The following is a 23585-nucleotide window of genomic DNA, read 5'->3' as shown; positions in this document are numbered from 1 at the left end:
TACCTCATCACCGGTTCAATCGGCCTGTGACAAGGGATCTACCCGTGACGGAACCACTCTTGAAGCTGGTTGAGCCGGGTCGCGAGGAACGAGCGGCCCGTGTCGAAACCATCCCGCCCCGAAGCTGGTTGAGCCGGGTCGTGACGAAGGAGCGGCCCGTGTCGAAACCATCCCGCCCCGAAGCTGGTTGAGCCGGGTCGCGAGGAACGAGCGGCCCGTGTCGAAACCATCCCGCCCCGAAGCTGGTTGAGCCGGGTCGTGACGAAGGAGCGGCCCGTGTCGAAACCACTTCGCAGCACACCCTCTCTCAGGCGGCGAGCCGTCGCAGCGTCGACAGCACGGAGGCGCCGTAGCCGCCGCCGAACAGGATGGCGTGAACCAGCAGCGGGGTCAGTTGGTGCCAGGGAATCCTCTTCTGCCAGCCGTCGGCCAGCGGGTGGGCCTCGTCGTAGGAGGCGAACGCCTCTGCCCCGAAACCGCCGAACAGCGCCATCATCGCCAGGTCGAACTCGCGATGTGCGTAGTGCGCGGCCGGGTCGATGAGCCAGTTGATGCCCGTGACGTCCACCAGACGGTTGCCCGCCCAGAGGTCGCCGTGGACCAGCGACGGGGGCTCGGGTGGGCCGCACAGCTCGTCGATACGGGAGGAGAGGACATCGAGCAGTCGCAGGGCCTCGGCCGGCACCCGTTTCTCCGCGACGGCCCGCCGGGTCAGCGGCAGCACCCGGCGTTCCAGGTAGAACTCGGACCACGACGACGCCGGGGTCAGGTCCACCTCGACGGAACCCAGATATCCCGACGTGTCGCCGTCGAGGCCGCCGAAGTGGGGTGCGGGCAGGCTGTGCAACCGGGCCAGGCCGACCCCCAGCGCCGATTCGGTGGCGGGGCCGCGCCTGCCCTCGTCGATCCATTCGAGTACCAGCCCGCGGGGCGATGCGGCAAGCACCTCGGGAACCCGCAGTTCAGGCGGTGCGGCCTTCCGCAGAGCCCGCAGGCCGCGCGCCTCGCGTTCGAACAGCATCCGGGTGGGGGAGGGGTGCGTCTTCAGGAACACCGGCCCGGAGGGGGTGTCGATTCGGTAGGCCCGTGCGATGTCCCCGCCACGGACCGGGGTGACGCGGATCACGTCGAGGTCGGCGATCAGCTCTTCGGGAAGCGACATGCCCTCCAACCTACCGGCGCAGATCCGTGAGATCCGGGGAGAGCTGGTTGAGCCGGGCTGCGACGGAGGAGCGGACCGAATCGAAATCCTTGGCATCCGGTAGTCAGAACCTGACAACGAGTTTTCGGACATGCGCGAGATGGTTTCGACACGGCCAGCTCGCAGAGCGAGCAAGCCGGCTCAACCAACTTCCACCCCCACAAGCTGGTTGAGCTGGGTCGTGAGGAACGAGCGGCCCGTGGTGAAACCATCCGGCGCCCGGTAGGTAGACCCGACCACAAAGCTGTAGCGGTTCACGTCTTTTCCCCGCGCATGAATCACGGAGGCTCGACGGTTCGACGTCGTCACGCGACGTTGAACCGGTTTTCTTCCACGTTTCGTGCCCAGGGAGAGGGGTTCGTCTTCTTCAAGTTCAGCTGGTTGAGCCGAAACCGTCCGGCGGCCGACAGGCGGACCCGGCAATGGCTCGCTGGGGATCCGGAGCGACGTTCCCACCTGCACCATTTCCTGGTGGCCGGCGTGCAAGGATGGGACCATCATCATGACATCGCACCAACTCAACCGCCGGTTGTCGGCCCTCATGCCCTTCGTCGTCCCACTGTCGATCGTCGTGGCGGTGCTCTTTCCCGGGCAGTTCGGGGTCCTGCTGCCCGCCATCGCGCCGGTTTTCTTCGTCATCGTCTTCGCCGGTTCTTCGACCCTGCGTGCCAGGAGCATCGTCGAGACGCTGCGTCATCCACTGCCGCTGCTCCTGATCCTCGGGATTCTTCACGTCGTGATGCCCGTCGTCGCGTGGGCGGTGGCCCGGCTGGGGTTCGCGGGTAGTCCCGACATCGCCGCGGGAATGGTCCTGGAGTTCCTGGTCCCGACGGCGAGTGCGGGGTTTGCGTGGATAGCGATCTGCGGGGGTGATCTGACACTCGGGCTCGTCGCCGTGTTCGTGGATGCGGTGCTGACCCCGGTTCTGCTTCCCTTCGGGGTGGAGTTCCTGACCGGCGCCCACGTCTCCGTGGATTCCGGTGAACTGATGCGCAGCATGGTGGTGATGGTGCTGGCGCCTTCGGTGTTGGCCGTCGTCTTCAACGAGGCGACGGGTGGCAGGGTGAGCGGGAGGCTCATTCCTTGGCTGCAGATGGTGGTGAAGTTCGGGATCGTCGTGGTGATCCTGGCGTCCTCGACGCGCATCGCGCCGATCGTGCGGACCCTCGACCCGATGCTCCTGGTGATCACGGGCGTCATGTTCCTGATCTCCCTGACCGGTTACGGGTTCGGCTGGTTGGCGGCGCGCCTGACGGGGCAGGGCCGGGAGGTCACGGTGGCGATGATCTACGGGTCGGGGATGCGCAACATCAACGCCGGTGCGGTGATCGCAGCGGCCTTCTTCCCCGCGGCGACGATGTTTCCCGTCATCATCTCCACCCTGTTCCAGCAGGTCACGGCGGCGCTGATCTCCTTGGCCATCCAGCGGCGCCTACCCGAGGCCAACCCGGGAGACGACTGAGAAATCGTGGGCAAAATCCCCGGCCGGCAACACCTGGACCGATGCGGGTTTCGCGGGCAGTGGCGGAAATTTGGAATGCGGTTGAGGAAGCCGCGCGCAGAGTTATGCCTCATGTGTTCGATTGAATCCATGTGTCGTCGTTTCCCGCGAAACACATAGGGTCTCGAACCCCCGCCGGGCCCCTCGTCTCGTGGTTCCGCCGCCGCTTCGGCTCGTCCGACCCGAGTGATAACCTCGGCCCTGCTGCTGTCCGGCCCGACCCCCAGGAGACCCATGAACTGGCTGCACGCCGTCATCCTCGGCATCGTCGAAGGGATCACGGAGTTCCTTCCCATCTCCTCCACAGGACACCTCAACATCGTCGAGAAACTGCTCGGCTACGAGATCAACTCGGAAGGCATGACGGCCTTCACCGCGGTGATCCAGGTGGGTGCCATCCTCGCCGCGATCATCTACTTCTGGAAGGACATCGTCCGGATCGTGGTGGCGTGGTTCAAGGGCCTGGCCAACAAGGCAGCCAGGCAGGACCCCGACTACACGCTGGGCTGGGGTGTGATCCTCGGTTCGATCCCGGTGGCCGTGGTGGGACTGCTGCTCAAGGACTTCATCGAGGGCCCGGTCCGTTCCATGTGGGTCATCGCCGGGGCGCTCATCGTGTGGAGCGTGGCCATGTGGCTGGCCGACCGCCAGCAGAACCTCACCAAGGGCATGAAGGACGTCAGCATCAAGGACGCCCTGGTCATCGGCTGCTTCCAGGCCCTCTCCCCGGTCTTCCCGGGCATCTCCCGTTCGGGCGCCACCATCTCGGCCGGCTTGTTCCTGCGTTTCGACCGGGTGACTGCCACCCGCCTGTCTTTCTTCCTGGGCATTCCCGCTCTTGTGGCCGCCGGCGGCCTAGAGGCCATCACCGCCGGGAAACACATCGCCGACGCCTCAATCGGTTGGGGGCCGACGATCGTCGCCACCGTGGTCTCCGGGGTGGTCGCCTACGCGACCATCGCCTGGTTGCTGAAGTTCGTCTCCTCCAACAAGTTCACGAGCTTCCTCATCTACCGCGTGATCCTGGGAGCGGTCATCATCGCTCTGATCCTCGCCGGTCTCGTCTCCGCCTGAGCGATCCCAGAGCCGGTTGAGCTGATCCTCACGAGCATCAGCGAGTAGGTCGTGTCGAAAACCGTGGTGACTGTGGTTGGGTCTGTTTCTCGGCTTCCGGGTGGTTTCGACTCGGGTCGTTCGTTCTTCGCGACCCGGCTCAACCGGCTTGTGGGGGTGGAAGTTGGTTGAGCCGGCCTGCTCGCTCTGCGAGCTGGTCGTGTCGAAACCTCTTGTCGGTGTTCGGGACTTTGTGCCGGGTTTGGCTACCGGGTGTCAGGGGTTTCGACTCGGGTCGCTCGTTCCTCGCGACCCGGCTCAACCAGCTTCGGGAGGGAGTGCCCGGCTCAACCGGCTTGGGAGGAGTCGGGGTGCAGGTTCGCGTCCTGTGCCGCTAGCGCGGCGCCGATGATTCCCGCCCGGTTGCGCATCTTTGCCGGGACGATGGGGGTGCGCAGCTGCAGTAGGGGCAGGAACTTCTCCGAATCCTTCGAAACCCCACCACCGACGACGAACAGGTCGGGGGAGAACAGCATCTCGATGTGGCTGTAGTAGCGCTGCAGACGAACAGCCCACTCCTTGTAGCTGAGCTTCTCCTTCTCCTTGATGGAGGAGGCGGCGCGGGTCTCCGCGTCAAAACCGTCGAGCTCCACGTGCCCCAGTTCGGCGTTCGGCACCAACACCCCGCGATGGATGATGGCGCTGCCGATGCCGGTGCCCAGGGTGGTCATGATCACCAGGCCGTCGTTGCCCTTCGCCGCGCCGTAGTGGACCTCCGCCAGCCCGGCGGCGTCGGCGTCGTTGACCAAGGTGACGGGACGTCCCAGCCGATCCTCGAAGAACGTCGCTGCTTCGAATCCCGCCCACGACTTGTGGAGGTTCGCCATGAACGGCACCCTCCCGTGCACGACGGGGGCGGGAACGGTCAAGCCGATGCGGGAACCGGCGGGGATCTGCTCCTTGAAGTTCTCGATGATCTCCGCCACCACCGCCGCGACGTTCTTGGGACTCGACTTGGCAGGGGTGGGGATGCGCACCCGGGCCTCGGCGAAATCTCCTAGCGTCAGATCAACAGGGGCACCCTTGATGCCGGAGCCGCCAACGTCAATGCCCAGGATATTCATGCGGCAAGCATAGGGGTTCCGCGGTGCCCTGGGGCATCCCGGCTTGCCAAGCGGGTGCAAACCTCCGCTAGACTGGGCCCGTCCTTGAGCGACGCGCGGGCGTAGTTCATCGGTAGAATGGAAGCTTCCCAAGCTTCAGAGGCGGGTTCGACTCCCGTCGCCCGCTCCATCTTCTCCATCCCTAGATCCGGTTTGCTGGCCTTCGCGGGCGAATGCCTGCCCTGTCGGCAAAGGCCAGCGCCACAGCGCAGGCGATTGACCGCAAGGCAGGCGAATCCGCGTCGGGGGAGAGCGGCTGGCGGCTGGAATCAGACCACACCAGCGTCCTCGTCTAGCGGAACATCACCCTGGTCGCCTTGGCGAGTACACGCGGATCCCGCTCGTAGTGATGCAGCGCCGTCAACGGCTTGTCCAGGCCCAGCAGCGTGTACACGGCCACCTGCGCGCACCGCACCGAGTACTGCTCGGTGAAAACCATGTCGAACGGCATCTCGGCGAACTGGCTGACGAACGCCAGGTTCTTCGACCCGTCGGGCACCACCTTCGGGCGGTCCAGCGTGGTGCGCCGATTGAACAGGGCCGACGCGTAGGGCATGTGAGCGGGCACCACGTTGATCACCGTCGCCATCAACTCATCGACGCGATCCGTGATCGGATGTGCGGTGGTGTCGATGCGACCCAGGTGCCCGATCGTCTCCAGCAGCATCTCCCGCCCCGTCATCTCGATGAACGGCTTGCCGATGAAATCTCCCGAGCGGCGCGGATGGAGCGCATACCCCCAGAAGACTCCCTGCTCGGGGGTCTGGGCGTGATAATGCGGCTGGTGGTGCACCACCAGGGAGATCAACGGAGTGGAGTCGACGAAGGTGTTCAGCGCGTTTCCGGGCAGCTGACGGGTCAGCCGGGAGATCTCGTTGATGAGGTCGTGATCGGAGGTGGTGACGGTGAAGCTCGTCCACTCCGACTGCGAACGGTCGTTGAAGAACTTGTCCGGGTGGCCGAGATTGTAGAACCGTCCCGCGGCCTGTTTCCACAGCAGGGCCGACGGCGAGTAACGGTGGTCCTCGACGACCGCGGTGTCCAGGTCCCCGATCGACGTCGAATCCGTGATGGAACCGTTGGTGTCGAACACGAGATCCTCGGGGCGCACCTCGATCAGGCCCTCGGCGTCGTCGTTGTCCACCTCTTCGTACCTCAGGCCGGTGACGATGATCTCGTCGCGCAGCGGGGTGTCCGCGAAGACGAACTCGGTGACCTTGCGGTTGGTGATGAAGGTGACGCCCTGCCCCTGCAGGTGGGTGCGCAGCGGCAGGATGACCGACTCGTACTGGTTGTACGGCGTGCGGGTGACCCCCTCCAGGGTGTTGATGCGGGAGAACTCGAGGATCATGCGGTTCATGTAGCGACGCAGTTCGGCCGCGGAGGAGACATCCTTGAAGGCGAACGTGGTCTGCCACATCCACCAGAAATTCGTCTCGAAGAAGTCCGGTGTCTCGGCGAACCAATCGCGGATCGAGACGTCGTCGAGTTCGCTCTCGCGCGACTCCGGCAGCATCATCAGCCTGGTCAACAGCAGGCGCTGCTTGTTGGTGAACTGCATGTGCCGGTAGCCCTTCGGGCCCGAGACGCGCAGCCCCTCGGAGTCGATCAGCCTGCCGATGTCCTTGGTGGGGTGCGCGTGGTCGAAGTCGAGGATCTCCTGCGTGACGGACTTGCCCGGCTGGTCCAGCGACGGCACGCTGCCCATCACGTCCCAGAAGTTCTCGTAGGTCTCCTCGTTGAGCATCCGCCCGCCTCGGTTGAGGAAACCCTCGGAATTGCCCAGCGGGCGGTGCCCGTACTCGCCCTCGAATTCCTTGACGGCCGCGCCGTCGTTCGCCCCGTGCGTTTCAAGCCCCAGGATCTTGATCTGATCGCCGCGCCAGCCGCCGTCGCGGATCAGATAGACGGCGGCGGCGAGGTTCCCGATCCCCGCCCCGATCATGTACGCCCTGCGAGTCATGATTCCCAGCTTTCATCCATCCGACGTCGCGCCCTCCGCGACGTCCCTGAAACGGATTGTACTCCGTTCGGAGTGCGCTCCAAAATGGTATCGTGGAAGCAGTCTTAACGATGTCCCGTGAGCCAGGTGGTGACGATGAACATGCAGCAGCCGATACCGGCGCCGGGAACCTCGCTGCGCGAACGCAAGAAGACGGCCAAGCAGGAACGCATCCTGGAGGTCGCCACCAGGCTCTTCGCCGAGAAGGGTTACGAGGCGGTGACCACTGCGGAGATCGCGGAGGCCGCGGAGGTGGGGGTGGGCACCCTGTTCAGGTACGCCGGCTCCAAGGCCGAACTGCTCGTCGCCGTGATGAACAGTCGCTTCGCCGAGGGCATCGAGGCCGGCCTGTCGGAGGCGACGGAGGGGCGGGCGATGGCCGAGTCGATCATCGCCATCCTGCGGCCTTTCGTCGAGGAGTCGATGACCCACCCCGAGAACATGCTCGCGTACGAGCGCGAGGCCCTGTTCGGTAGCGTCGAGCACCGGGAAAAGGCCACCAGCAGCGTCTCGCGCGTCGAACAGGCCATCCTTCAGGTGTTGCTGCTCCACCAGGCGAAGCCGCGAGACCCCTCGGCTGATCTCGAGGACATCGCTCACACCATCTACGCCGTGCTGTACCTGGACATCGTCAAGGTCATCACCGGGCGCAGCGCCATGGCGGATCTTCCCGCTCGGGTGCGACGCTCCGTCGATTTCCTCACGGGGGCGCTGCTCAAGACCTGAATCCGCCGCGTACGGCGGAAGGTGCGGGGACGGAAACGGGGAATCTGGTCGGGGTTGGTCTGCTCGCTCTGCAAGTGGGTCGTGTCGAAACCGTTCCGCATCAAAGCTGGTTGAGCCGGCCTGCGAGCGTCAGCGAGTGGGTCGTGTCGAAACCATGGTGGGTGTATTCGGGGCTTTGTGGTCGGGTTTGCTTTTCGGGTTCTGGGCGGTTTCGACTCAGCTGTTCGCGTGAGCCTCACGTGCTGGCTCAATCGGTTTTGGAGAGGAGGGAACCGTTCCGCGACCCGAAAGTTAGACCCCGTTCGCCGGGTTTGATTGGCTGTTTGCCGTGATGAAGGAAAAGTATTTCCAATCCCGCTTTCCGGGCGCTGGGGATTGCCCCTATGCTGACCCGTGATTGCGTTCCCCCGGGCGGTTTTCCGGGGTCGCGGGTTTCAGGAGGGGGATTCATGACCGATGTCCGAAAGACGTCGCCGTGGCGGCGTTTCATCGCGGTGCTGGCTGCTCTCGTGCTGGCCGTGTTGGGTATCCCGGCACACGACACGCCGGCGCGTGCTGAGGAGAACGACGCCATCAAATTCGGTCCGGTGACATTGACCCACGTCACCGAGACCGGGGATCCCGTACCGCCTCCCGGGCGGCAGCTTCTCCGAGGGAATTTCTTCTTCCTGGACGTCTCCTTCGACGCAACGGCCGCCAATCCTAAGCCGGGGGACACCTTCTCCATTTCCATGCCCGGACCATTCGTGAACCGCGACGCGGGGAACTCCCAGCGGGAGGTCATCAAACCCCTCATGGTGGGTGCGACTCAGGTCGGTGACTGCAATATCAAGGCCAGCCTCATCACGTGCACCCTGAACGACGCGGTGCGGGGCCGCACAGACATCCTGGGGACGCTCCGGGCGCAGTTGGTGGCGGACGGGGTCACGTCCAGGACCAGCAGCACCTTCGTCATCAACGGACAGAACCATGTGCTCCAGCACCCCTGGGGCGAGGACATCGTCGCGCCCGGGATCGTGCCGTTCACCCCGGGCACCAGGGCGGTCAAGGGGGCCACCGGGGTCGGCTCCGGATCGAAGGTCATCAACTGGCGCGTCATCTTCGGTGGCACCTGGCTGAAGAACAACTACCCCAACGGCGGACCCGTCACCATCAAGGACACCATCAGCGTGGGCATGGAGGTGCCGGATCCTTCCACGGTGCAGCTCATCGAGGTGTACGGTGATCCCGCCACCGGCAAGGCCACCGACCGCGTCGTCGCCAAGGGGGACGGCACCGGTGAGCTGGACGGCTTCAAGGTGACCCCCAGCATCGAGGGGCGGACCGTCACCTTCAAGGTCGAGGGACCGCTTTCCACGGAGAAGGACTACCGGGTGGATTTCAGCACCCCCTTCACGGGCGGTGACAGGGTGGTTCCCGGATTCCAGTACACCAATGCTGCTACCTTCGTCGAGGCGGGCCACACCACTCCCACTGCTATTCGCAGCTATTTCGAGTCCTTCAAGGCAATCGTCACCTACAAGCAGGGTTTCGGTGGTTTCGAGGTAGGCAAGAACATCCGGGGCGACGTGGTCCCGCCGCGGGGCCAGAAATTCGACGTCACCGTCAACTACGCCCTGCCGGCAGGCACCACGGCAGCGGATTATCCCGGCTGGGACGCGCCTGAGAACCCGACGAAACTGACCGTGACAGTCGGGAACACCACGCCGTACATGCCGACCTTCCCCAAGGGAACGGTGGTCACCCTCAGCGAGGACGCGAGTTCCGCCGACCCCGCGACCCCCGGGATTGCCTGGGGTGCCCCGGTGTTCTCGTCGGCCAACAACAAGGTGAGCATCAACGGCGACAAAACCCAGGCCACCTTCACCGTCGAGGACCAGGTGACCCTTCCCGTCTCGCTGATGAACACCACCGAGGCCTCCCCCAACGGAGCCTTTGCGATTTCCAAGGCTGTTGTTGATGGTGGTTCCACCGGGGCTGACACGTTCAGTGTGAATTACAGGTGTTCAGCTGCTGGTGAGGGTGGGGTCGCTGCTGAGGGTGCAGTGGATGTGAGTGCTGGTGCGGAGAAGGTTGTGGGTAGATTCCCGGCCGGCACCACCTGTGAGGTGATTTCCGAGGACGAGACTGCGGCGGCCCGTGCTGGTTACTCCTTGGCCGTTGACAAGGGTCAGCCGGTGACCGTCGTCAAGGACGATACCGCCAAGGTGAATGTCACCAACACCTACACCAAGGATCTTGGTGTGTTTGCGATTTCCAAGACCCTCGTCACCGGTGGATCCGAGGGTACCGACACCTTCGGTATCGAGTACAAGTGCTCCGCCGCGGGTGAGGACGATGATGGTGCCGTCGCCGCCACGGGCACTGTGGCGGTGACCGCGGGTGAGGACAGGGTGGTTGGCAGGTTCCCGGCCGGCACCACCTGTGAGGTGGTCTCCGAGGTGCCGTCTCCGCGTGCCGGCTATTCCTTGACCCTTGACAAGGGCCAGGCGGTGACCGTCGTCAAGGATGACACCGTCAAGGTGAACGTCACCAACACCTACACCAAGGAATCCGCCCCGATCCCCGGGCCCTCCGCCTCGCCGTCGGTTGTCCCGAGTGTTTCGCCGTCGCCGCAGCCGACCGGTGTTCCGAGCGTTTCGCCGTCGCAAAGCGGTGATCCGAGCGCCTCGCCCGGCCCGACCTCGTCGGCTGGGCCCACCGTCACGGTGAACCCGACCACCCCCGGGGTTCCGGCGCCGACGGGACAGGGAACGAGGAGACCGCCCGTGAGGCCCGGCCTGCCGAGGACCGGCAGCTGACCGGGCGATCCGGTGAACGGCCGGGCCGGGGAAGAATCTCCCGGCCCGGCCGTTATCATTTCCTTGCTGCCGCGTGAAACCCGACTGGAGAAGTTGTTGTCCATCTGTTCGACATGCTCGTTCTCTGAACGCGGCGCCAAGAAGTGACATGATCCTGCTAACAGGTTTCCGCGACGGAGAGAGAATCCGATGACGACTTGGCTCGAGAAGCTTCTTGCCCCCGACCTGCTCGAGGCATACCTTGAGCGCGGGTACGCGCTCAACTTCGGCTACGCCGTGTCCGCGGACTCGATCAACCCCGAGGATCCCGCGAAGGATCTCGTCGCTGCGCTCGACCTCGATGGGCCCGACGGTCCCCTGGCCGGAGCAGACGTCGTCCACACCCTGCGCTTCCCGCTGCTGCCCACCGACACCGTCTACCCCGCCATGGGCGGCACCACCGACGAGGAGCGCGCGGTCGCCAGGGGAGACTTCCTGGAACTGCCGCCCTTCAACGGCGACGGCGTCGTCGCCCTGCCCAGCGACCCCCAGGCCTCGAGGCTATACGTCGATCCGACGATCCTGCGGGCTGGCGCGCAGATCCTGCGGCGGGAATCCGGGGGAGCGGCCGCCGAGGTCGTCGCCACCTACCGGGGCCTGTTCATGGGCTGGAAGAAACCCGACGGGACGAAAACCCCGCCCGGCAGCCCCGACCCGCTCAGCATGCAGGCCTTCCGCGTCAAGGAGGCCGATTCCTTCTCCCCGGGGCAGTTCAACTTCGGCGAGGACGGGTCGCTGCGCGACGTGATCGGGCTGCGCCGCGACGACAACGGCGCCCAGCGGCGCATCGTCATTGAACTCGACCGGATCGCCCAGGCCGGGGTGGTGAAGGTCCATGGAACCTGGGAGGGCATCCCGGTGCGCGCCATGCGCATCACCGAAGACGGCGAGCGCTGGGAGATCATGTCCCTGGCGCACGACGCCCACGCCGCGCAGGAGCGCGGGATGCGGCGCGTCGAGGCGGGGGTCTACAGCGCCCTGGTGGCTCCCCATGAGGCGCTGACCACCTTCACCCTGCTCTCCATGCCCTCCTGGCCCCAGGGCTGAGACCTCACCCACGAATCGGAACCGGCCCCGGGTCCCACGGGGAGGCCGGCCGCTGAACTGTGCCCTGAAACCAGACGGACCGACGGAGGGCAGCCGTCCAGGAAACCCCTGCGTAGCGGAGGGCAAATCACTTCTGAGCAGGTGAATTGGCCGAAAGGTCGACGAGTACCTATACTTTCGTCGGCGATTCGTCCTTCAACGACTCGCCACACCGGGAGGAAGCAGTTTCTTCCGGCCGTGTCGCCAGTGAGAGGTACCGATGAATCACCCGCGTTCGCTTCTGCGACGGGCGGCCGGCGCAGCCGCAGCCCTCGTGGTCGCCTCCGCAGCGTTGCTCAGCGCCGGCAGTTCCCCCGCTCGGGCCGACCAGAACACCGACATCAAGTTCGGGCCGGTTACCCTCACCCACGTCACCGACAAGGGTGAGGCGATCCCCGCCCCCGGCCGCCAGCTCTACAAGGGGGACTGGTTCTACCTGAACGTCGACTTCGACGCCACCAAGGCCAACCCCAAACCGGGCCAGTCCTTCACCATCGACCTGCCTGAGCCCTTCGTCAACCGGGACGGCGGAAACTCCCGTGGTGACGTGATCAAACCCCTCGAGTACACCGACTCGAAGGGCGCCACCGTAAAGGCCGGCGAGTGCAAGGTCGACAAGAGCCGGATCACCTGCACCTTCGGCGATGCCATAGAGGGCAAACTCGATGTCGTGGGCAAGATCCAGGCCCAGCTGCTGGCCCTGGGCACCACCGACAAGACCTCCAGCGTCCTCACCATCAACGGCAAGGAATACACCGTCGCCCATCCCTGGAACGAGGACATCACCCTCCGCCCGGCGGTGCAGTTCAAACCCAGCACCCGGCTCACCAAGGGCGCCAAGGGCGTGGGCACCAACAGCACCTGGATCAACTGGCGTGTCCTGCTGGGTGGTTCCTGGCTCAAGGCCAACTATCCGAACGGCGGCCCGGTCACCGCCACCGACGTCATCCAGGACGGTCTGGAGGTTCCCGATCCCGCCACCATCAAACTGGTGGAGGTCCAGGCAGGCCCGGACGGCACCGGCGAGACCGAACGCGTCGTCGCCACCGCCGACGGAAAGGTCAAGAAGGACGGCTACGGCATCCAGGCCTCCTTCGAGGGCAAAACCGTCACCTTCAAGGTGACCGGCTCACTTTCCACCGACAAGAACTACCGCATCGACTTCGACACCAGGTTCACTGGCGGCGGCAGGATCGTCCCCGGTCACGAATACCGCAACCAGGCGCACCTCGTGGAGGCGAACAAGGACACCAACGTGTTCACCCGCTCCTACTTCGAGTCGTTCAGTGCCACCATCTCCTACCGTCAGGGCTTCGGCGGCTTCCAGGTGACCAAGGCCAGCGCGGGCAGCGCAGTCCCCCCGGCTGGGCAGAAGTTCGACGTCACCGTCGCCTACAAGCTGCCGAACGGCAAGACCGCTGCGGACTTCCCAGGTTGGGACGCGCCCGCCAACCCAGCCAGGATGACGGTCACCGTCGGCCAGACCACCCCGTCGGTAACCTTCCCCGCGGGCACCGAGATCACCCTCACCGAGGACGTCGCCACCGCCAACCCGGCCGCCAACGGCATCACCTGGGGGGACCCGAAGTTCTCCTCCGAGGACAGCCGGGTCACCATTGGCGGGGACTCCAGGACCGCGACCTTCACCGTCGCCGACCAGACCACCCTGCCCGTCCTGCTGACCAACAACGCCACCAGGACAACCGGTGAACCCCCGGCGCCCCCGGCCCCCGATCCCGGGAATCCCGACCCCACCGACCCGGCCGATCCCGGGGAATCGGATCCCGTTGACCCCTCCGAATCCGCGAAGGCTCCCAAAACAGTGCCGACGCCCATGAGACCCGGACTGCCCAGGACCGGCCACGAAGGCTGAGTCCGGCAGGACGAAAAGGCCCAGGCCGGGGAGCCCTCCCGGTCCGGGCCCCGCGGAGAGGCCTGTCCCATGTTTCCCCCTCTCGGGGACAGGCCTCTTCGCACGGGAACGAAGCTCCGTGAGGTGCGCGCGAGGCGCCCGAGCAGCCCGCTCCCGTGAATCCCGCGAGGTGCCGGTGCGCAGATTCTTCGCGGGGACTACCCGAAAACCGTCTTCAAGAGTTATCGTCAGCCATGCGATGCTCATCGTCGCCAGGAACCTTTGTGGACTCTCCGGCGTTTGAACACCCGGGAGGGAAAATGCGTCTTGAACGTTCGCGCACGTCGTGGCGGCGTGTCGCGACCGTGGTCTTCGTCGTGATCGCGACGCTGGCCGCCTTCCTCGTCGCCGGGACGGCCCCGGCGCAGGCGAGGATCAACTCCGAAATCGTCTTCACCGATGCCGTCCTCAAACACGTGGACCAGTCGGGAAACCCCGTCGCCGACCGCCAGGAGGTCTGGCAGGGCGACCACCTCGAACTCGACGTCAACTACGACGGAAGCAACACCCGGGTGGCGTTCGGCGACGAGTTCACGATCGAGCTTCCCAGTTTCCTCAGGCTCCAGGACACCACCGCCCGTAGACCGATGACCACCGCCGACGGGACCAGAGCGGGCGAGTGCGCCCTCAACAACACAGGAACGAACTCGACCATCAGCTGCGTCTTCAAGGAGGCGGTCCGTAGGAAGAAGGACGTCAAGGGCTCCATCCGCGTCAACCTCCAGGTCGCCGCCACCACCACCGTCGCGGTCGCCGAGGTCCGGATCAACGGCAGGACCCAGACCATTCCCATGCCCTACGACAAACCCGTGACCGTCAAACCCACCGTGCCGTGGCAGCCCGCGGGCAAACCGAGCGGCCAGGCAGAACAACTCACATCCAACTCCAAGGGAGTCAACTGGGACGTCACGGTCCCCGGCGCTTGGTTGAACACGAACTACCCGTCCGGTTCCCGGGTCGTCATGAACAACACCGTCACTCCGGGAAGCTTCTCCCACGACTCCGCCGACTGGGCCTACAGCCGCGTGATCGAGGAGTGTGCCGATCCGCGGAACCCGAACGCCGGCCTCTCCCGCGTCGTCGCGGACGGCATCGGCAAGAGCGTCGACGGATTCCGGTTGAAGGTGGACATCTCCGCTCAGCAGCGCAGCGTCCTCACCATGAACGGCCCGTGGAGCAGCCGCTGCAACTATCACGTCAAACTGCGTTCCCTGTTCAACGACAACCAGACCGTCGACAAGTCCGCCACCTACGTCAACACCACATCCTTCGAGAACGTCAGCGAGCCGGTGACCACCGAGACCAGATACCAGGAAACCTTCGCCTCCACCGTCAGCTACCGCGACGCAGGGAAGGTGATGCTGCCCTCCGGTCCCGTCGAAACGCCCCTGGCTTCCGAGAGCGCGTAACCGCGACCTGCCTTTCGGCTTCCTTGAATTGCCCGGGTTGATCCTTGGGCTATTGTTCCCATGCGGAAGACGGGAGGCAGGAACACCATGGTGGAAAAGCGGCAGCGACTCGTGATCGTGGAATCGCCGACCAAGGCGACGAAGATCGCCGGCTACCTCGGCGACGGTTACACGGTGGAGTCCAGCCGCGGTCACATCCGCGACCTGCCCACCGGCGCCGCCGAGGTGCCCGCCAGGTACAAGGGACTCAAGTGGGCGCGCACCGGCGTAAACATCGACGACAACTTCGCACCCCTCTACGTCGTGGCCGCCGACAAGAAGGCGACGCTGCGGGAACTGAAACAGAAACTCAAGACCGCCGACGAACTCTTGCTCGCCACCGATGGTGACCGCGAGGGCGAAGCCATCGCCTGGCACCTGATGGAGGAACTCAAACCCAAGGTGCCCGCCCACCGCATGGTCTTCCACGAGATCACCCCGTCGGCCATCGCCGAGGCGGTCGCCAACCCCCGCCCGCTCGACACCGACCTCGTCGACGCGCAGGAGACCCGCCGCATCCTCGACCGCCTCTACGGCTACGAGGTCTCCCCAGTGCTGTGGAAGAAGGTCATGCCGAAACTGTCGGCGGGCCGGGTGCAGTCCGTGGCCACCCGCCTGGTCGTCGACCGGGAACGGGAGCGCATCGCGTTCGTGCCCGCCGGATACTGGGATCTCGACGTGACCCTCGACGGCGGCGCCGAGGCGGATCCCCGCACTTTCCCCGCGCGCCTGACCTCCCTCGACGGGGTGCGCGTCGCCCAGGGCCGCGATTTCGACTCCACCGGTCAGCCCACCAATGCGTCCGCCGTGGTACTGGACGAGACCACCGCCACTGCGCTCGCTGCGGCCCTCCAGGCAGCCGCGTTCCGCGTCGACCAGGTGGAGGCCAGGCCTTACACCCGTCGTCCCTACGAGCCGTTCCGCACCACCACCCTCCAGCAGGAGGCCGGCCGGAAACTCGGGTTCACGTCGCAACGCACCATGTCGGTGGCCCAGGAGCTCTACGAGAAGGGCTTCATCACCTACATGCGAACCGACTCCGTCACCCTGGCGGAGTCCGCCATCGCGGCGGCCCGCGACCAGGTCGAGCAGCTGTTCGGGGCCCACTACCTGCCCCCGAAACCCCGCATCTACGCCTCGAAGGTGAAAAACGCCCAGGAGGCCCACGAGGCCATCCGGCCCGCGGGTGACGTCTTCACCCACCCCGATGCCACCGGCCTGTCCGGCGACGCCCACCGCCTCTACCAGCTGATCTGGATGCGCACCCTCGCCTCCCAGATGGCCGACGCGAAGGGCGAACAGGTCAGCGTCGCCATCTCAGCCGCCCCCACCGCGCCGGTTCAGGCAGGGGCGGGCACGGTGGAACGCGCCGAACTGACCGCATCGGGTCGCACCATCTCCTTCCACGGGTTCCTGAAGGCCTACGTCGCCGGCACCGACGACGACTCCGCCAGCGACGACAAGCAGTCGCGGCTGCCGCAACTTGTCACGGGTCAGGAACTCGCCGCCGAGAAGGTGAAGGCGGCCGGGCACGAGACCAAACCCCCTGCCCGCTACACCGAACCCTCGCTCGTGGCGAAACTGGAGGAGCTGGAGATCGGCCGCCCCTCCACCTACGCCTCCATCATCCGCACCATCACCGCCCGCGACTACGTGTTCAAGAAGGGCTCCGCGCTGGTGCCGACCTGGTTGGCGTTCGCCGTCACCCGGCTGCTGGAGGAACACTTCACCGAGCTGGTGGACTACACCTTCACCGCGCAGCTGGAGGAACTGCTCGACGAGATCGCGGGCGGCAGGGCCGAACGGCTGAAGGTCCTCACCGATTTCTACCGAGGCCCCGACGGGAACACCGCCAAGGGCCTCGAGAAGCTCGTCACCGAACTCGGCGACATCGACGCGAAGGGGCTGTCGACCTTTCCCCTCGGCGACTCCGGCATCGACGTGCGTGTTGGACGCTACGGCACCTACGTCGAGGCCGCCGACGGGCGTCGCGCCAACGTCCCCGACGACCTGCCGCCCGACGGTTTGACCGCGGAGGTCGCCGAGGAGTTGCTCAGCCGCCCCCTCGACGAGGAACGCGAACTCGGCGTCGACCCGGAATCCGGGCGCATGGTGGTGGCGAAGAACGGCCGGTTCGGACCCTACGTGACCGAGGTGCTGCCGGAGGGCACCCCGAAGTCGGTGAAACCCCGGACGGCGTCGCTGTTCAAGTCGATGTCCCTCGACAGCATCGACCTGGCCGCGGCGCAGCGCCTCATGAGCCTGCCCCGGGTGGTCGGCAAGGACCTGGAGGGCGTCGAGATCACCGCACAGAACGGCCGCTACGGGCCGTATTTGAAGAAGGGCAGCGACTCGCGGTCGCTGACCAGCGAGGAACAGATCTTCGACATCACCCTCGATGAGGCCCTCGCCATCTACGCTGCCCCCAAGGTTCGCGGACGAGCGGCCGCCGCGCCCCCGCTGAAGGAGTTCGGCGCCGACCCGGCCAGCGGAAAACCCGTCGTGCTGAAGTCGGGGCGGTTCGGCCCCTACGTCACCGACGGCGAGACCAACGCCACCCTGCGCCGCGACGACTCGCCCGAGACCATCACCCCGGAACGCGCCTTCGAACTGCTCGCGGAGAAACGCGCCAAGGGCCCGGCTAAGAAACCCGCCCGGAAGACCACCACCAGGAAGAAGACGACAACCGCAGCGAAGAAGACCACGACGCGGAAGAAGACCACCCCTAAGGCTTGATTGAGCCGGGCAGGCTCGGCCAGCGCCTCCAACGCCATCCGAGTCGCCCGCTCACGCAACTCCAACGGGTACTTCCTCTGTCCCATGTGCAGTGATCCTTCCTGTCATCACTGCCTCCACCAAACCCGGGGCGCAACAATTCCTTCGGAGGCCAGCGTCCCCATGACCGTGACCGCCGATGGCATCAGGAAGGCGTTTGGGCAGACGCGCCTCATGAGAGACTCCCGCCCGTGGATTCTGGAGATTGCCCCATCACGTCCTTCAGCACCGAGACGAGATGGGGCGGCTCCAACGGAATCTGGCTCACATGCAGGTGATCAATCGGAACCCACTCCACTCCCCTGAACCAAGGCCGCTCGTAGGTCTCGAGTGTTTGTTGGCCCGCCGTCAGCGGCCGGGCCAGGCAGAACCACTCCGTCCCCTCATAGGTCTGGTCTGCCCACGTGGTCTTTCGGAAGTGGGGGCGAGGAGTGCCGCACAGCTGGATATCCCAGCCGGTCTCTTCGGCGGTTTCTCTGAGGAGCGCAGCCTCGAGACTCTCGTCAGGTTCAACCGCCCCACCAGGTGGCTCCAGGATCTCGTGTCCATCCAATGGGTCTTCCCAATGGATCAACAGCAGTTCGTCGCGCCCATTGACGAGAAGGGCTCGAACCGCCTTGCGTGCGGGTGAGGTCTGAGTCATGGGGTACCTGTCCAGGAGGGGTGGTTGGTTATCCTGCCATGCACGGAGCCTGACCCCGTTCTTTGGGCACGCTGAACCCAGCCGGGGGCTGGGGAAACGAAAAGATCGTTCATCATGTCGAGGAAGAACTATTTCGGAGGAGTTCCGTCGTCAGGCGGTGGACTTGTACGAGTCCACCGCCGGGTGCCACGGTCCGTGGGATCGCTGCTGATCTGGGGTGGTGCGGGGCACGCTACGGCAGTGGCTCGAGGCGTACGGGACAGGCAGCTGGTTCGGCTGCCTCTACCTCGACGCCACCTACCTCGACGTCCACCGACACGGCCGGCCATCTCCCAGGCCACCGTCATCGCGGTCGGTGTCTCCGCCCTCGGACGGCGCGAGATCCTCGGCATGCCCGTCAGGGACAGCGAGTCGACCGACTTCTGGACCGAGTTCCTCCGAAGCCTGCGCCAACGCTGTCTCAACCCCACCAGAGTTACCAGGCACCTCTAGTAGTATGTCGTCCGGAGTTGGGGAAGGAATTCCAACAAGGTAGGGACAGCCCATGGCCAACCCGGATATCCACATCATCGGTGCCGGCCCGGTCGGTCTGGCCGCAGCGTTGCTGCTGGCGGCCCAAGACCGGCGCGTCACAATCCACGAGGCGCGGGATGCCATTTCTTTGACCGACGCGAACAGCTACCCGATCGGGGTGAACCCGCGTGGTCAGGAGACGTTGCGGCGTATCGATTCGCGTCTGGTTGAGGAGTTGCGCGCGCAGGGCGAACTTGTCGAGGGATTCAAGATCCGTGCCGGGCGTCGGATGCTTGCGTCGATGCGGTCTGGCACCATCATCGGCACCACTCGAGCCCGGCTCACGGGCATCCTTCTGGCTGCAGCGCAACAGGACCGGCGAATCACTCTCAGCACCGGTCACAGGCTGGAGGCCATCGATCTGGCCTCCCGAACCCTGCAGTTCACAGGAACCACCACGGTCGAGGTGGGAAACGGCCTGGTCATCGCATGTGACGGGGTCTGGTCGAAGACGCGTCAGACCATGGCCGAGCAGCTTGCTGATTTCGTCCCGGAGGTGAGTGACTGGGGCGTCCAGTTCCGCGTCCTCTTCTCGGCACCCGGGGCAATGGCTCCCGGACTGGATCCGAATTGGCACCACATCTTCACGGGCAAAGGTATCTACACCGCGACGCTGCCGGACGGCGTGTGGTGCGTTGCGGTCACGGCCATCAAGGGCGACCCAGCGGAGGCCCTGCTCCTGTCGACGGAGCCCACGGAGGACCACATCAACGCCCTGCATCGGCACCTGCGGCAGTACGCCCCGCTCGTCCTCCCCCTGCTCACTCGCGACGCCTATGTGGATTTCTTCGGGAGGGTGCCCTTCGGCGGCGCCGTTGTGCGCTGCCCCCGGGTGTCCCACGACGAGTGGCTCGTCCTCCTCGGCGACGCCGCCCACTCCGTCATCCCGCCGACAGGCGAGGGCGTCAACTCCGGTCTGGAGGACGCGATGCTGCTGGCCGACGCGCTGGCCTCTGGCAGCCCGACGCCGCTGCGCGAATACGACGAGGGCCGAATTCCCGACCTGAAGGCACTCGGGGAGTATGCTTGCCACCTCAAGGACAACATCGCCAACGAGGATCCGGTTCGATACGTCAGCAACGTCGGGCTCCGAGTTCTCTCGGCGGTAGCTGGTCTCGTTGGCCAGAAGTCCGGCGAACTGGAGAGCCGGCTTTTCGGTCCCGATGCAGGCCGGATGCCTTACCGGGACGCCATCGGGCCGTGGATCCAGTTCCGGGATCGCTGGACCCCGCCTCTGCGCCGGATCGCGACAGGTGTGGTGAGATGCGCCGACAAACCGATCAGCGCGGAACCTCAGACCCTCGTTGCGCACCAGCGCGAGGGTGCCCGACGTCGAATCAGCGTCATCGGCGGCTCGTCCGGCACGGGCAAGGAACTCGCGGAGTTGGCACTGAAGCGGGGCTTCGAGGTCACGTGTCTCTCCCGTCGCGGTGCCGGTCCTATCGGTGCGCGCCTTATCTCCGGCGATGCCCATGACCCGGAGATCGTGCGCCAGGCGCTGAAAGATGCCACGGCGGCTTTCGTCACGGTCAGTGGTGGCAGCGACGACAGCCGTGATCGAACGGCCATCACCCAGGCCGTCCTCAAGGCCGCCGGGCAGACAGGCCTGCGCCGGATCATCGTGCAGTCCTCGTTGGGCGCTGGCTCTTCCGCACGAATGCTGCCCCCCGGCATTCGGCACCTGGCAACCCGTATGCTCGCCCCGGCCCTCGCCGACCACACCACCCAGGAACAAGTGGTCCAAGAATCCGGACTGGATTGGACGATCGTCCGGCCGGTAGGTCTGACCAACAAGCGGGCCACGGGCATGGTCCGAGAGCTTCGGGATGACGAGAGTGGCTGGCTGGGATGGCCAATCCCCAGGACTGATGTCGCTGGCCACATGCTGCGTTGCCTGGATGACAAGTCGACGATTCAAGAGTGCATAGCGATCTCAGGGCGCTGCGTCCTGGGCCAGCATCTTCCCAGCCACCGTTGAACGCGGCGGCAGGGCAGATGCTGGTGCGGTGGTTTCGGGCGATTTTGTGTGAGCGCATCGCGATCCGCGCCATTGCGTGAACCGGCTGAAGATCGCTCAACTATCCCACATCGCCGTCGCCTCCGCCGAGTGGGTGAACTGGTACAACACCACCAGATACCGACCCCCAGCACGACAACCACCCCTACCTGGTAACCACCGGAACCAGGTAAACCAGCCTCCACAAAACCGGGGTCTGACAGCTCGCCCAAGGGCTCACGGGCCGGATCAACCTGCTTTGCCTTCCCTGAAGCTGGTTGAGCCGATCCTCACGAGCGGCAGCGAGCCGGTCGTGTCGAAACCATGGTGAGGATGTCTGCGGACGTGTGCTCGTGGCCCGGATAAACCTGCTTGGGGAAGGGTTCTGGTCCAACCAGTTCGTCCTCTTGAGCGTCGCTCGGGTTTTCCCGGGCCTTGTGGGAAGGTAGGTGCCATGGGTTTCGAGCGACCGGCGGTGATGCGTTTCGACCTTCCCTTCCAGGCTGATGCCCCGTCCCTGCTGTCGGACGCCATCGGGATCACCGGGTTGATGGAGCGCCGCGCGGCCAGCCACAGCATCGACGTGACCATCCTGGACACCCCCGACGACCGGTTGCTGCGCGCCGGAGTGGTGCTGGCACACCGGGTGCTCGGTGGGGTGGGGGACTGGTACCTGGCCGCGTCCGGATGGGTGCCCCACCTGCCCGCCGAACGGATCGTGCCCATCAACGCCACCGCCGAGCTGCCCCAGGAGTTCGCCGACCTCACCCGGCCGCTGGTGCGCCGCGCTGTGCTCGGGCCGGTGGCCGCGCTGGAATGCCAGCGGGTCGAGTACCTCCTGCGGGGACCCGACGGTCCCCTGGGAAGCATCCGCGACGAACGGGTCACGGTGCGCCGCGGAGGCATGGCGACGGCCCGCTACCGGGAAGCCACCCTCACCCCCACCGAACTGCTCGGCAGACACCAGCTGGAGCACGTGCTGGCCGCGCTGGACGCGGTCTCCGCGACCGCCGTCGACGAGTTCCCGAGCCTCCAGCAGCGCCTCGGCCCGCCCGCCACCGGCGGCACCGACTTCCCGAACCCCGGCCCGCTGAACCGTGAGGCAACCATGGAGGCGTTCGTGACGAGACTGTTCGCCGCCGATCTGCAGGATCTCGTCCGGGCGCAGTACCGCGACGAGGAAGCCGTCACGGAAGCCATCCAGGAGTTCCGGGGGCACGTGCGGGGGTTGGCGAACGTGCTCGACCCCGAGTGGCGGCAGGCCATGGAATCCGCCGTTGAGAAGGCCGCCACGCCCCGGCAGGCGGCTCTCGACGTGACGGAGTCGCTGGTGGCTGCGGTGCGGGCGCCGCGGCTCGGCGACGTCTCCGCCGAACCCGCTGCGAAGCTGCTGCTGAAACGCGCCCAGCAGGGGGCATACATCCTGGCCGATCGCTGCCGGTCGCTGACCGCCGACTCCTCCGGCACCGACTGGCGGGCCGCGCTGGCGGCGGCCGAGCAGGTGCACGCCTGTGGACTGGTGGCGGTGCAGCTGCACGGCAAACCGGGAACCAAACTGCTGAAGACCATCACGCAGGTCACCCGCGACCTGCGGGACTGCGCCGCGGACGTCGAGCCCCCGGACCTGGAGGATCTCACCCCGGCGGAAGCCTTCGAGCGTGGCCGGGAAACGGAACGATGCCACCAGAGGCTGATCGCGGCCCGCGCCGGTTTCGTCGCCGACTGGCCCGAGCGGGTCGTCAAGATCCGCAAACTACTGGCTAAGGTGCGCAGATGATCATTCCCGAGACCACCCCCGGTTTGTTCGTCGTCTTCGAGGGCGGTGACGGGGTGGGCAAGTCCACCCAGGTGGTGGAACTCGTCACCCGGCTCCAGAACCGTCGCATCGAACCCGTCCTGACGCGGCAACCGGGCGGCACCCCGATCGGAGCGAAGCTGCGCAAACTGCTGCTGGACCCCGGCCACCCGGAGTTGACCGCCCGCACCGAGGCGCTGGTCTACGCGGCCGACAAGGCCCAGCACGTCGAGGAGGTGATCCTCCCCGCCTTGGCCCGGGGCGATGTGGTGGTGTGCGACCGTTACGTCGATTCGATGATCGCATACCAGGGAGCGGGTCGGGTGCTCGACCTCACCGAGGTGGAGCAGGTGGCACGCTGGGCGACGGGCGGGCTGCGGCCCGACCTGACTGTGCTGCTCGACATCGACCCCGCCGAGGCGGTCGCGAACATCCGGCAACAGGACCGCCTGGAGGCCGCGGGCCTTGAGTTCCACCGTCGCGCCCGCGAACATTTCCTCCGGCTGGCCGGTGAGGACCCGGAACGCTACCTGGTGCTGGGCGCCCGCGAGTCGCGGGAGAGCATCGCCGAAAAGGTCGCGGAGAAGGTGTTCGCTCTGCTCGATTGAGTCAACCCCACCCTGAAGCTGGTTGAGCAGGCCGTGTCGAAACCATCTCATCCCCAAGTTGGTTGAGCCGACCTGCGAGCGTCAGCGAGCCGGTCGTGTCGAAACCAGGGGGTGTGTCCGTGGGCTTGTGGTTGGGTTCTGGCTACCGGTTGTGGGGTGGTTTCGACTCGGGCTGCTCGTTCCTCGCGGCCCGGCTCAACCGGCTTGTTTTTCCGAAGTTGGTTGAGCCGACCTGCGAGCGGCAGCGAGTGGGGCGTGTCGAA

General features: G+C 65.8%; 16 protein-coding genes, 1 tRNA gene and 1 pseudogene. 13 read left to right on the top strand and 5 right to left on the bottom strand.

Going from position 1 to position 23585, the window contains the following annotated elements:
• Window positions 1–307 precede the first annotated feature (307 nt).
• Together EL272_RS12865 and EL272_RS12860 are read right to left on the bottom strand one after the other, a co-directional pair.
• Window positions 308–1162 (bottom strand): fructosamine kinase family protein, encoded by an 855-nt coding sequence (locus EL272_RS12865; RefSeq protein WP_061788193.1) that lies wholly within the window; start codon window positions 1160–1162, stop codon window positions 308–310.
• Window positions 1163–1342: 180 nt separating this feature from the next.
• A complete protein-coding gene (locus tag EL272_RS12860; protein WP_126409470.1) occupies window positions 1343–1705 on the bottom strand; it encodes a hypothetical protein in 363 nt (120 codons plus the stop codon).
• Between EL272_RS12860 and EL272_RS12855 the strand changes: the two genes are divergently transcribed.
• Both EL272_RS12855 and EL272_RS12850 read left to right on the top strand, forming a co-directional pair.
• Window positions 1704–2663 carry a bile acid:sodium symporter family protein gene (locus tag EL272_RS12855; protein WP_014847647.1) on the top strand — a complete coding sequence of 320 codons (960 nt, stop codon included), beginning with the start codon at window positions 1704–1706 and terminating at the stop codon, window positions 2661–2663. The genes EL272_RS12860 and EL272_RS12855 overlap by 2 nt on opposite strands.
• A 273-nt stretch (window positions 2664–2936) precedes the next feature.
• Window positions 2937–3776, top strand: coding sequence for an undecaprenyl-diphosphate phosphatase (locus EL272_RS12850; protein ID WP_061788192.1), 840 nt, complete (start codon window positions 2937–2939; stop codon window positions 3774–3776).
• Between the two features lie 326 nt (window positions 3777–4102).
• Here the strand turns inward: EL272_RS12850 and ppgK are convergent, their stop codons facing one another.
• Window positions 4103–4879: a polyphosphate--glucose phosphotransferase gene (ppgK, locus tag EL272_RS12845; protein ID WP_014847645.1), complete on the bottom strand. Its 777-nt coding sequence runs from the start codon at window positions 4877–4879 to the stop codon at window positions 4103–4105.
• Window positions 4880–4974: 95 nt separating this feature from the next.
• On the opposite strand from ppgK, the gene EL272_RS12840 reads away from it, so the two are divergent.
• Window positions 4975–5048, top strand: a tRNA-Gly gene (locus EL272_RS12840).
• Between the two features lie 162 nt (window positions 5049–5210).
• Here EL272_RS12840 and EL272_RS12835 read toward each other — a convergent pair.
• Window positions 5211–6881, bottom strand: a complete 1671-nt coding sequence (locus tag EL272_RS12835) for an oleate hydratase (RefSeq protein WP_061788191.1) — start codon at window positions 6879–6881, stop codon at window positions 5211–5213.
• Between the two features lie 117 nt (window positions 6882–6998).
• On the opposite strand from EL272_RS12835, the gene EL272_RS12830 reads away from it, so the two are divergent.
• The 6 genes from EL272_RS12830 to topA all read left to right on the top strand — a co-directional run bounded on the left by EL272_RS12830 (window position 6999) and on the right by topA (window position 17668).
• Window positions 6999–7646 (top strand): TetR/AcrR family transcriptional regulator, encoded by a 648-nt coding sequence (locus EL272_RS12830; RefSeq protein WP_126409468.1) that lies wholly within the window; start codon window positions 6999–7001, stop codon window positions 7644–7646.
• 449 nt (window positions 7647–8095) lie between these two features.
• A complete protein-coding gene (locus EL272_RS12825; protein WP_014847640.1) occupies window positions 8096–10447 on the top strand; it encodes a DUF5979 domain-containing protein in 2352 nt (783 codons plus the stop codon).
• 189 nt (window positions 10448–10636) lie between these two features.
• The gene (locus EL272_RS12820; RefSeq protein ID WP_061788189.1) at window positions 10637–11533 is read left to right on the top strand and encodes a hypothetical protein; all 897 of its coding nucleotides are present in this window, start codon (window positions 10637–10639) and stop codon (window positions 11531–11533) included.
• Window positions 11534–11792: 259 nt separating this feature from the next.
• Window positions 11793–13445: a DUF7926 domain-containing protein gene (locus tag EL272_RS12815; protein ID WP_061788188.1), complete on the top strand. Its 1653-nt coding sequence runs from the start codon at window positions 11793–11795 to the stop codon at window positions 13443–13445.
• A 299-nt stretch (window positions 13446–13744) separates the two neighbouring features.
• Window positions 13745–14893 (top strand): DUF7926 domain-containing protein, encoded by a 1149-nt coding sequence (locus EL272_RS12810; RefSeq protein ID WP_061788187.1) that lies wholly within the window; start codon window positions 13745–13747, stop codon window positions 14891–14893.
• An 87-nt stretch (window positions 14894–14980) separates the two neighbouring features.
• Entirely contained in the window at window positions 14981–17668 is a 2688-nt protein-coding gene (gene topA, locus EL272_RS12805) for a type I DNA topoisomerase (protein ID WP_061788186.1), read from the top strand.
• 211 nt (window positions 17669–17879) lie between these two features.
• On the opposite strand, the gene EL272_RS12800 is transcribed toward topA, so the two are convergent.
• A complete protein-coding gene (locus EL272_RS12800; protein ID WP_061788185.1) occupies window positions 17880–18350 on the bottom strand; it encodes an NUDIX domain-containing protein in 471 nt (156 codons plus the stop codon).
• 265 nt (window positions 18351–18615) lie between these two features.
• On the opposite strand from EL272_RS12800, the pseudogene EL272_RS16100 reads away from it, so the two are divergent.
• The 4 genes and pseudogenes from EL272_RS16100 to tmk form a co-directional block, all read left to right on the top strand.
• Window positions 18616–18830, top strand: a pseudogene (locus EL272_RS16100) (transposase); the annotation flags it as partial.
• Window positions 18831–18894: 64 nt separating this feature from the next.
• Window positions 18895–20901, top strand: coding sequence for an NAD(P)H-binding protein (locus EL272_RS12790; RefSeq protein WP_061788184.1), 2007 nt, complete (start codon window positions 18895–18897; stop codon window positions 20899–20901).
• A 472-nt stretch (window positions 20902–21373) separates the two neighbouring features.
• Window positions 21374–22696, top strand: coding sequence for a CYTH domain-containing protein (locus tag EL272_RS12785; RefSeq protein ID WP_061788183.1), 1323 nt, complete (start codon window positions 21374–21376; stop codon window positions 22694–22696).
• A complete protein-coding gene (tmk, locus tag EL272_RS12780) occupies window positions 22693–23322 on the top strand; it encodes a dTMP kinase (RefSeq protein ID WP_061788182.1) in 630 nt (209 codons plus the stop codon). The genes EL272_RS12785 and tmk overlap by 4 nt, the downstream gene beginning before the upstream one ends.
• The last annotated feature ends 263 nt before the right edge of the window (window positions 23323–23585 follow it).

The organism is Arachnia propionica, from assembly GCF_900637725.1.
In the GTDB taxonomy this organism is placed as follows: domain Bacteria; phylum Actinomycetota; class Actinomycetes; order Propionibacteriales; family Propionibacteriaceae; genus Arachnia; species Arachnia propionica.
This window is presented reverse-complemented; position numbering and strand designations above follow the sequence as displayed.

What these genes read in the sequence shown, in the direction of transcription:
- EL272_RS12865 (WP_061788193.1), bottom strand. Translation starts at nt 1,162, where the DNA reads ATGTCGCTTCCCGAAGAGCTGATCGCCGACCTCGACGTGATCCGCGTC.
- EL272_RS12855 (WP_014847647.1), top strand. Translation starts at nt 1,704, where the DNA reads ATGACATCGCACCAACTCAACCGCCGGTTGTCGGCCCTCATGCCCTTC.
- EL272_RS12860 (WP_126409470.1), bottom strand. Translation starts at nt 1,705, where the DNA reads ATGATGATGGTCCCATCCTTGCACGCCGGCCACCAGGAAATGGTGCAG.
- EL272_RS12850 (WP_061788192.1), top strand. Translation starts at nt 2,937, where the DNA reads ATGAACTGGCTGCACGCCGTCATCCTCGGCATCGTCGAAGGGATCACG.
- ppgK (WP_014847645.1), bottom strand. Translation starts at nt 4,879, where the DNA reads ATGAATATCCTGGGCATTGACGTTGGCGGCTCCGGCATCAAGGGTGCC.
- EL272_RS12835 (WP_061788191.1), bottom strand. Translation starts at nt 6,881, where the DNA reads ATGACTCGCAGGGCGTACATGATCGGGGCGGGGATCGGGAACCTCGCC.
- EL272_RS12825 (WP_014847640.1), top strand. Translation starts at nt 8,096, where the DNA reads ATGACCGATGTCCGAAAGACGTCGCCGTGGCGGCGTTTCATCGCGGTG.
- EL272_RS12820 (WP_061788189.1), top strand. Translation starts at nt 10,637, where the DNA reads ATGACGACTTGGCTCGAGAAGCTTCTTGCCCCCGACCTGCTCGAGGCA.
- EL272_RS12815 (WP_061788188.1), top strand. Translation starts at nt 11,793, where the DNA reads ATGAATCACCCGCGTTCGCTTCTGCGACGGGCGGCCGGCGCAGCCGCA.
- EL272_RS12810 (WP_061788187.1), top strand. Translation starts at nt 13,745, where the DNA reads ATGCGTCTTGAACGTTCGCGCACGTCGTGGCGGCGTGTCGCGACCGTG.
- topA (WP_061788186.1), top strand. Translation starts at nt 14,981, where the DNA reads ATGGTGGAAAAGCGGCAGCGACTCGTGATCGTGGAATCGCCGACCAAG.
- EL272_RS12800 (WP_061788185.1), bottom strand. Translation starts at nt 18,350, where the DNA reads ATGACTCAGACCTCACCCGCACGCAAGGCGGTTCGAGCCCTTCTCGTC.
- EL272_RS12790 (WP_061788184.1), top strand. Translation starts at nt 18,895, where the DNA reads ATGGCCAACCCGGATATCCACATCATCGGTGCCGGCCCGGTCGGTCTG.
- EL272_RS12785 (WP_061788183.1), top strand. Translation starts at nt 21,374, where the DNA reads ATGGGTTTCGAGCGACCGGCGGTGATGCGTTTCGACCTTCCCTTCCAG.
- tmk (WP_061788182.1), top strand. Translation starts at nt 22,693, where the DNA reads ATGATCATTCCCGAGACCACCCCCGGTTTGTTCGTCGTCTTCGAGGGC.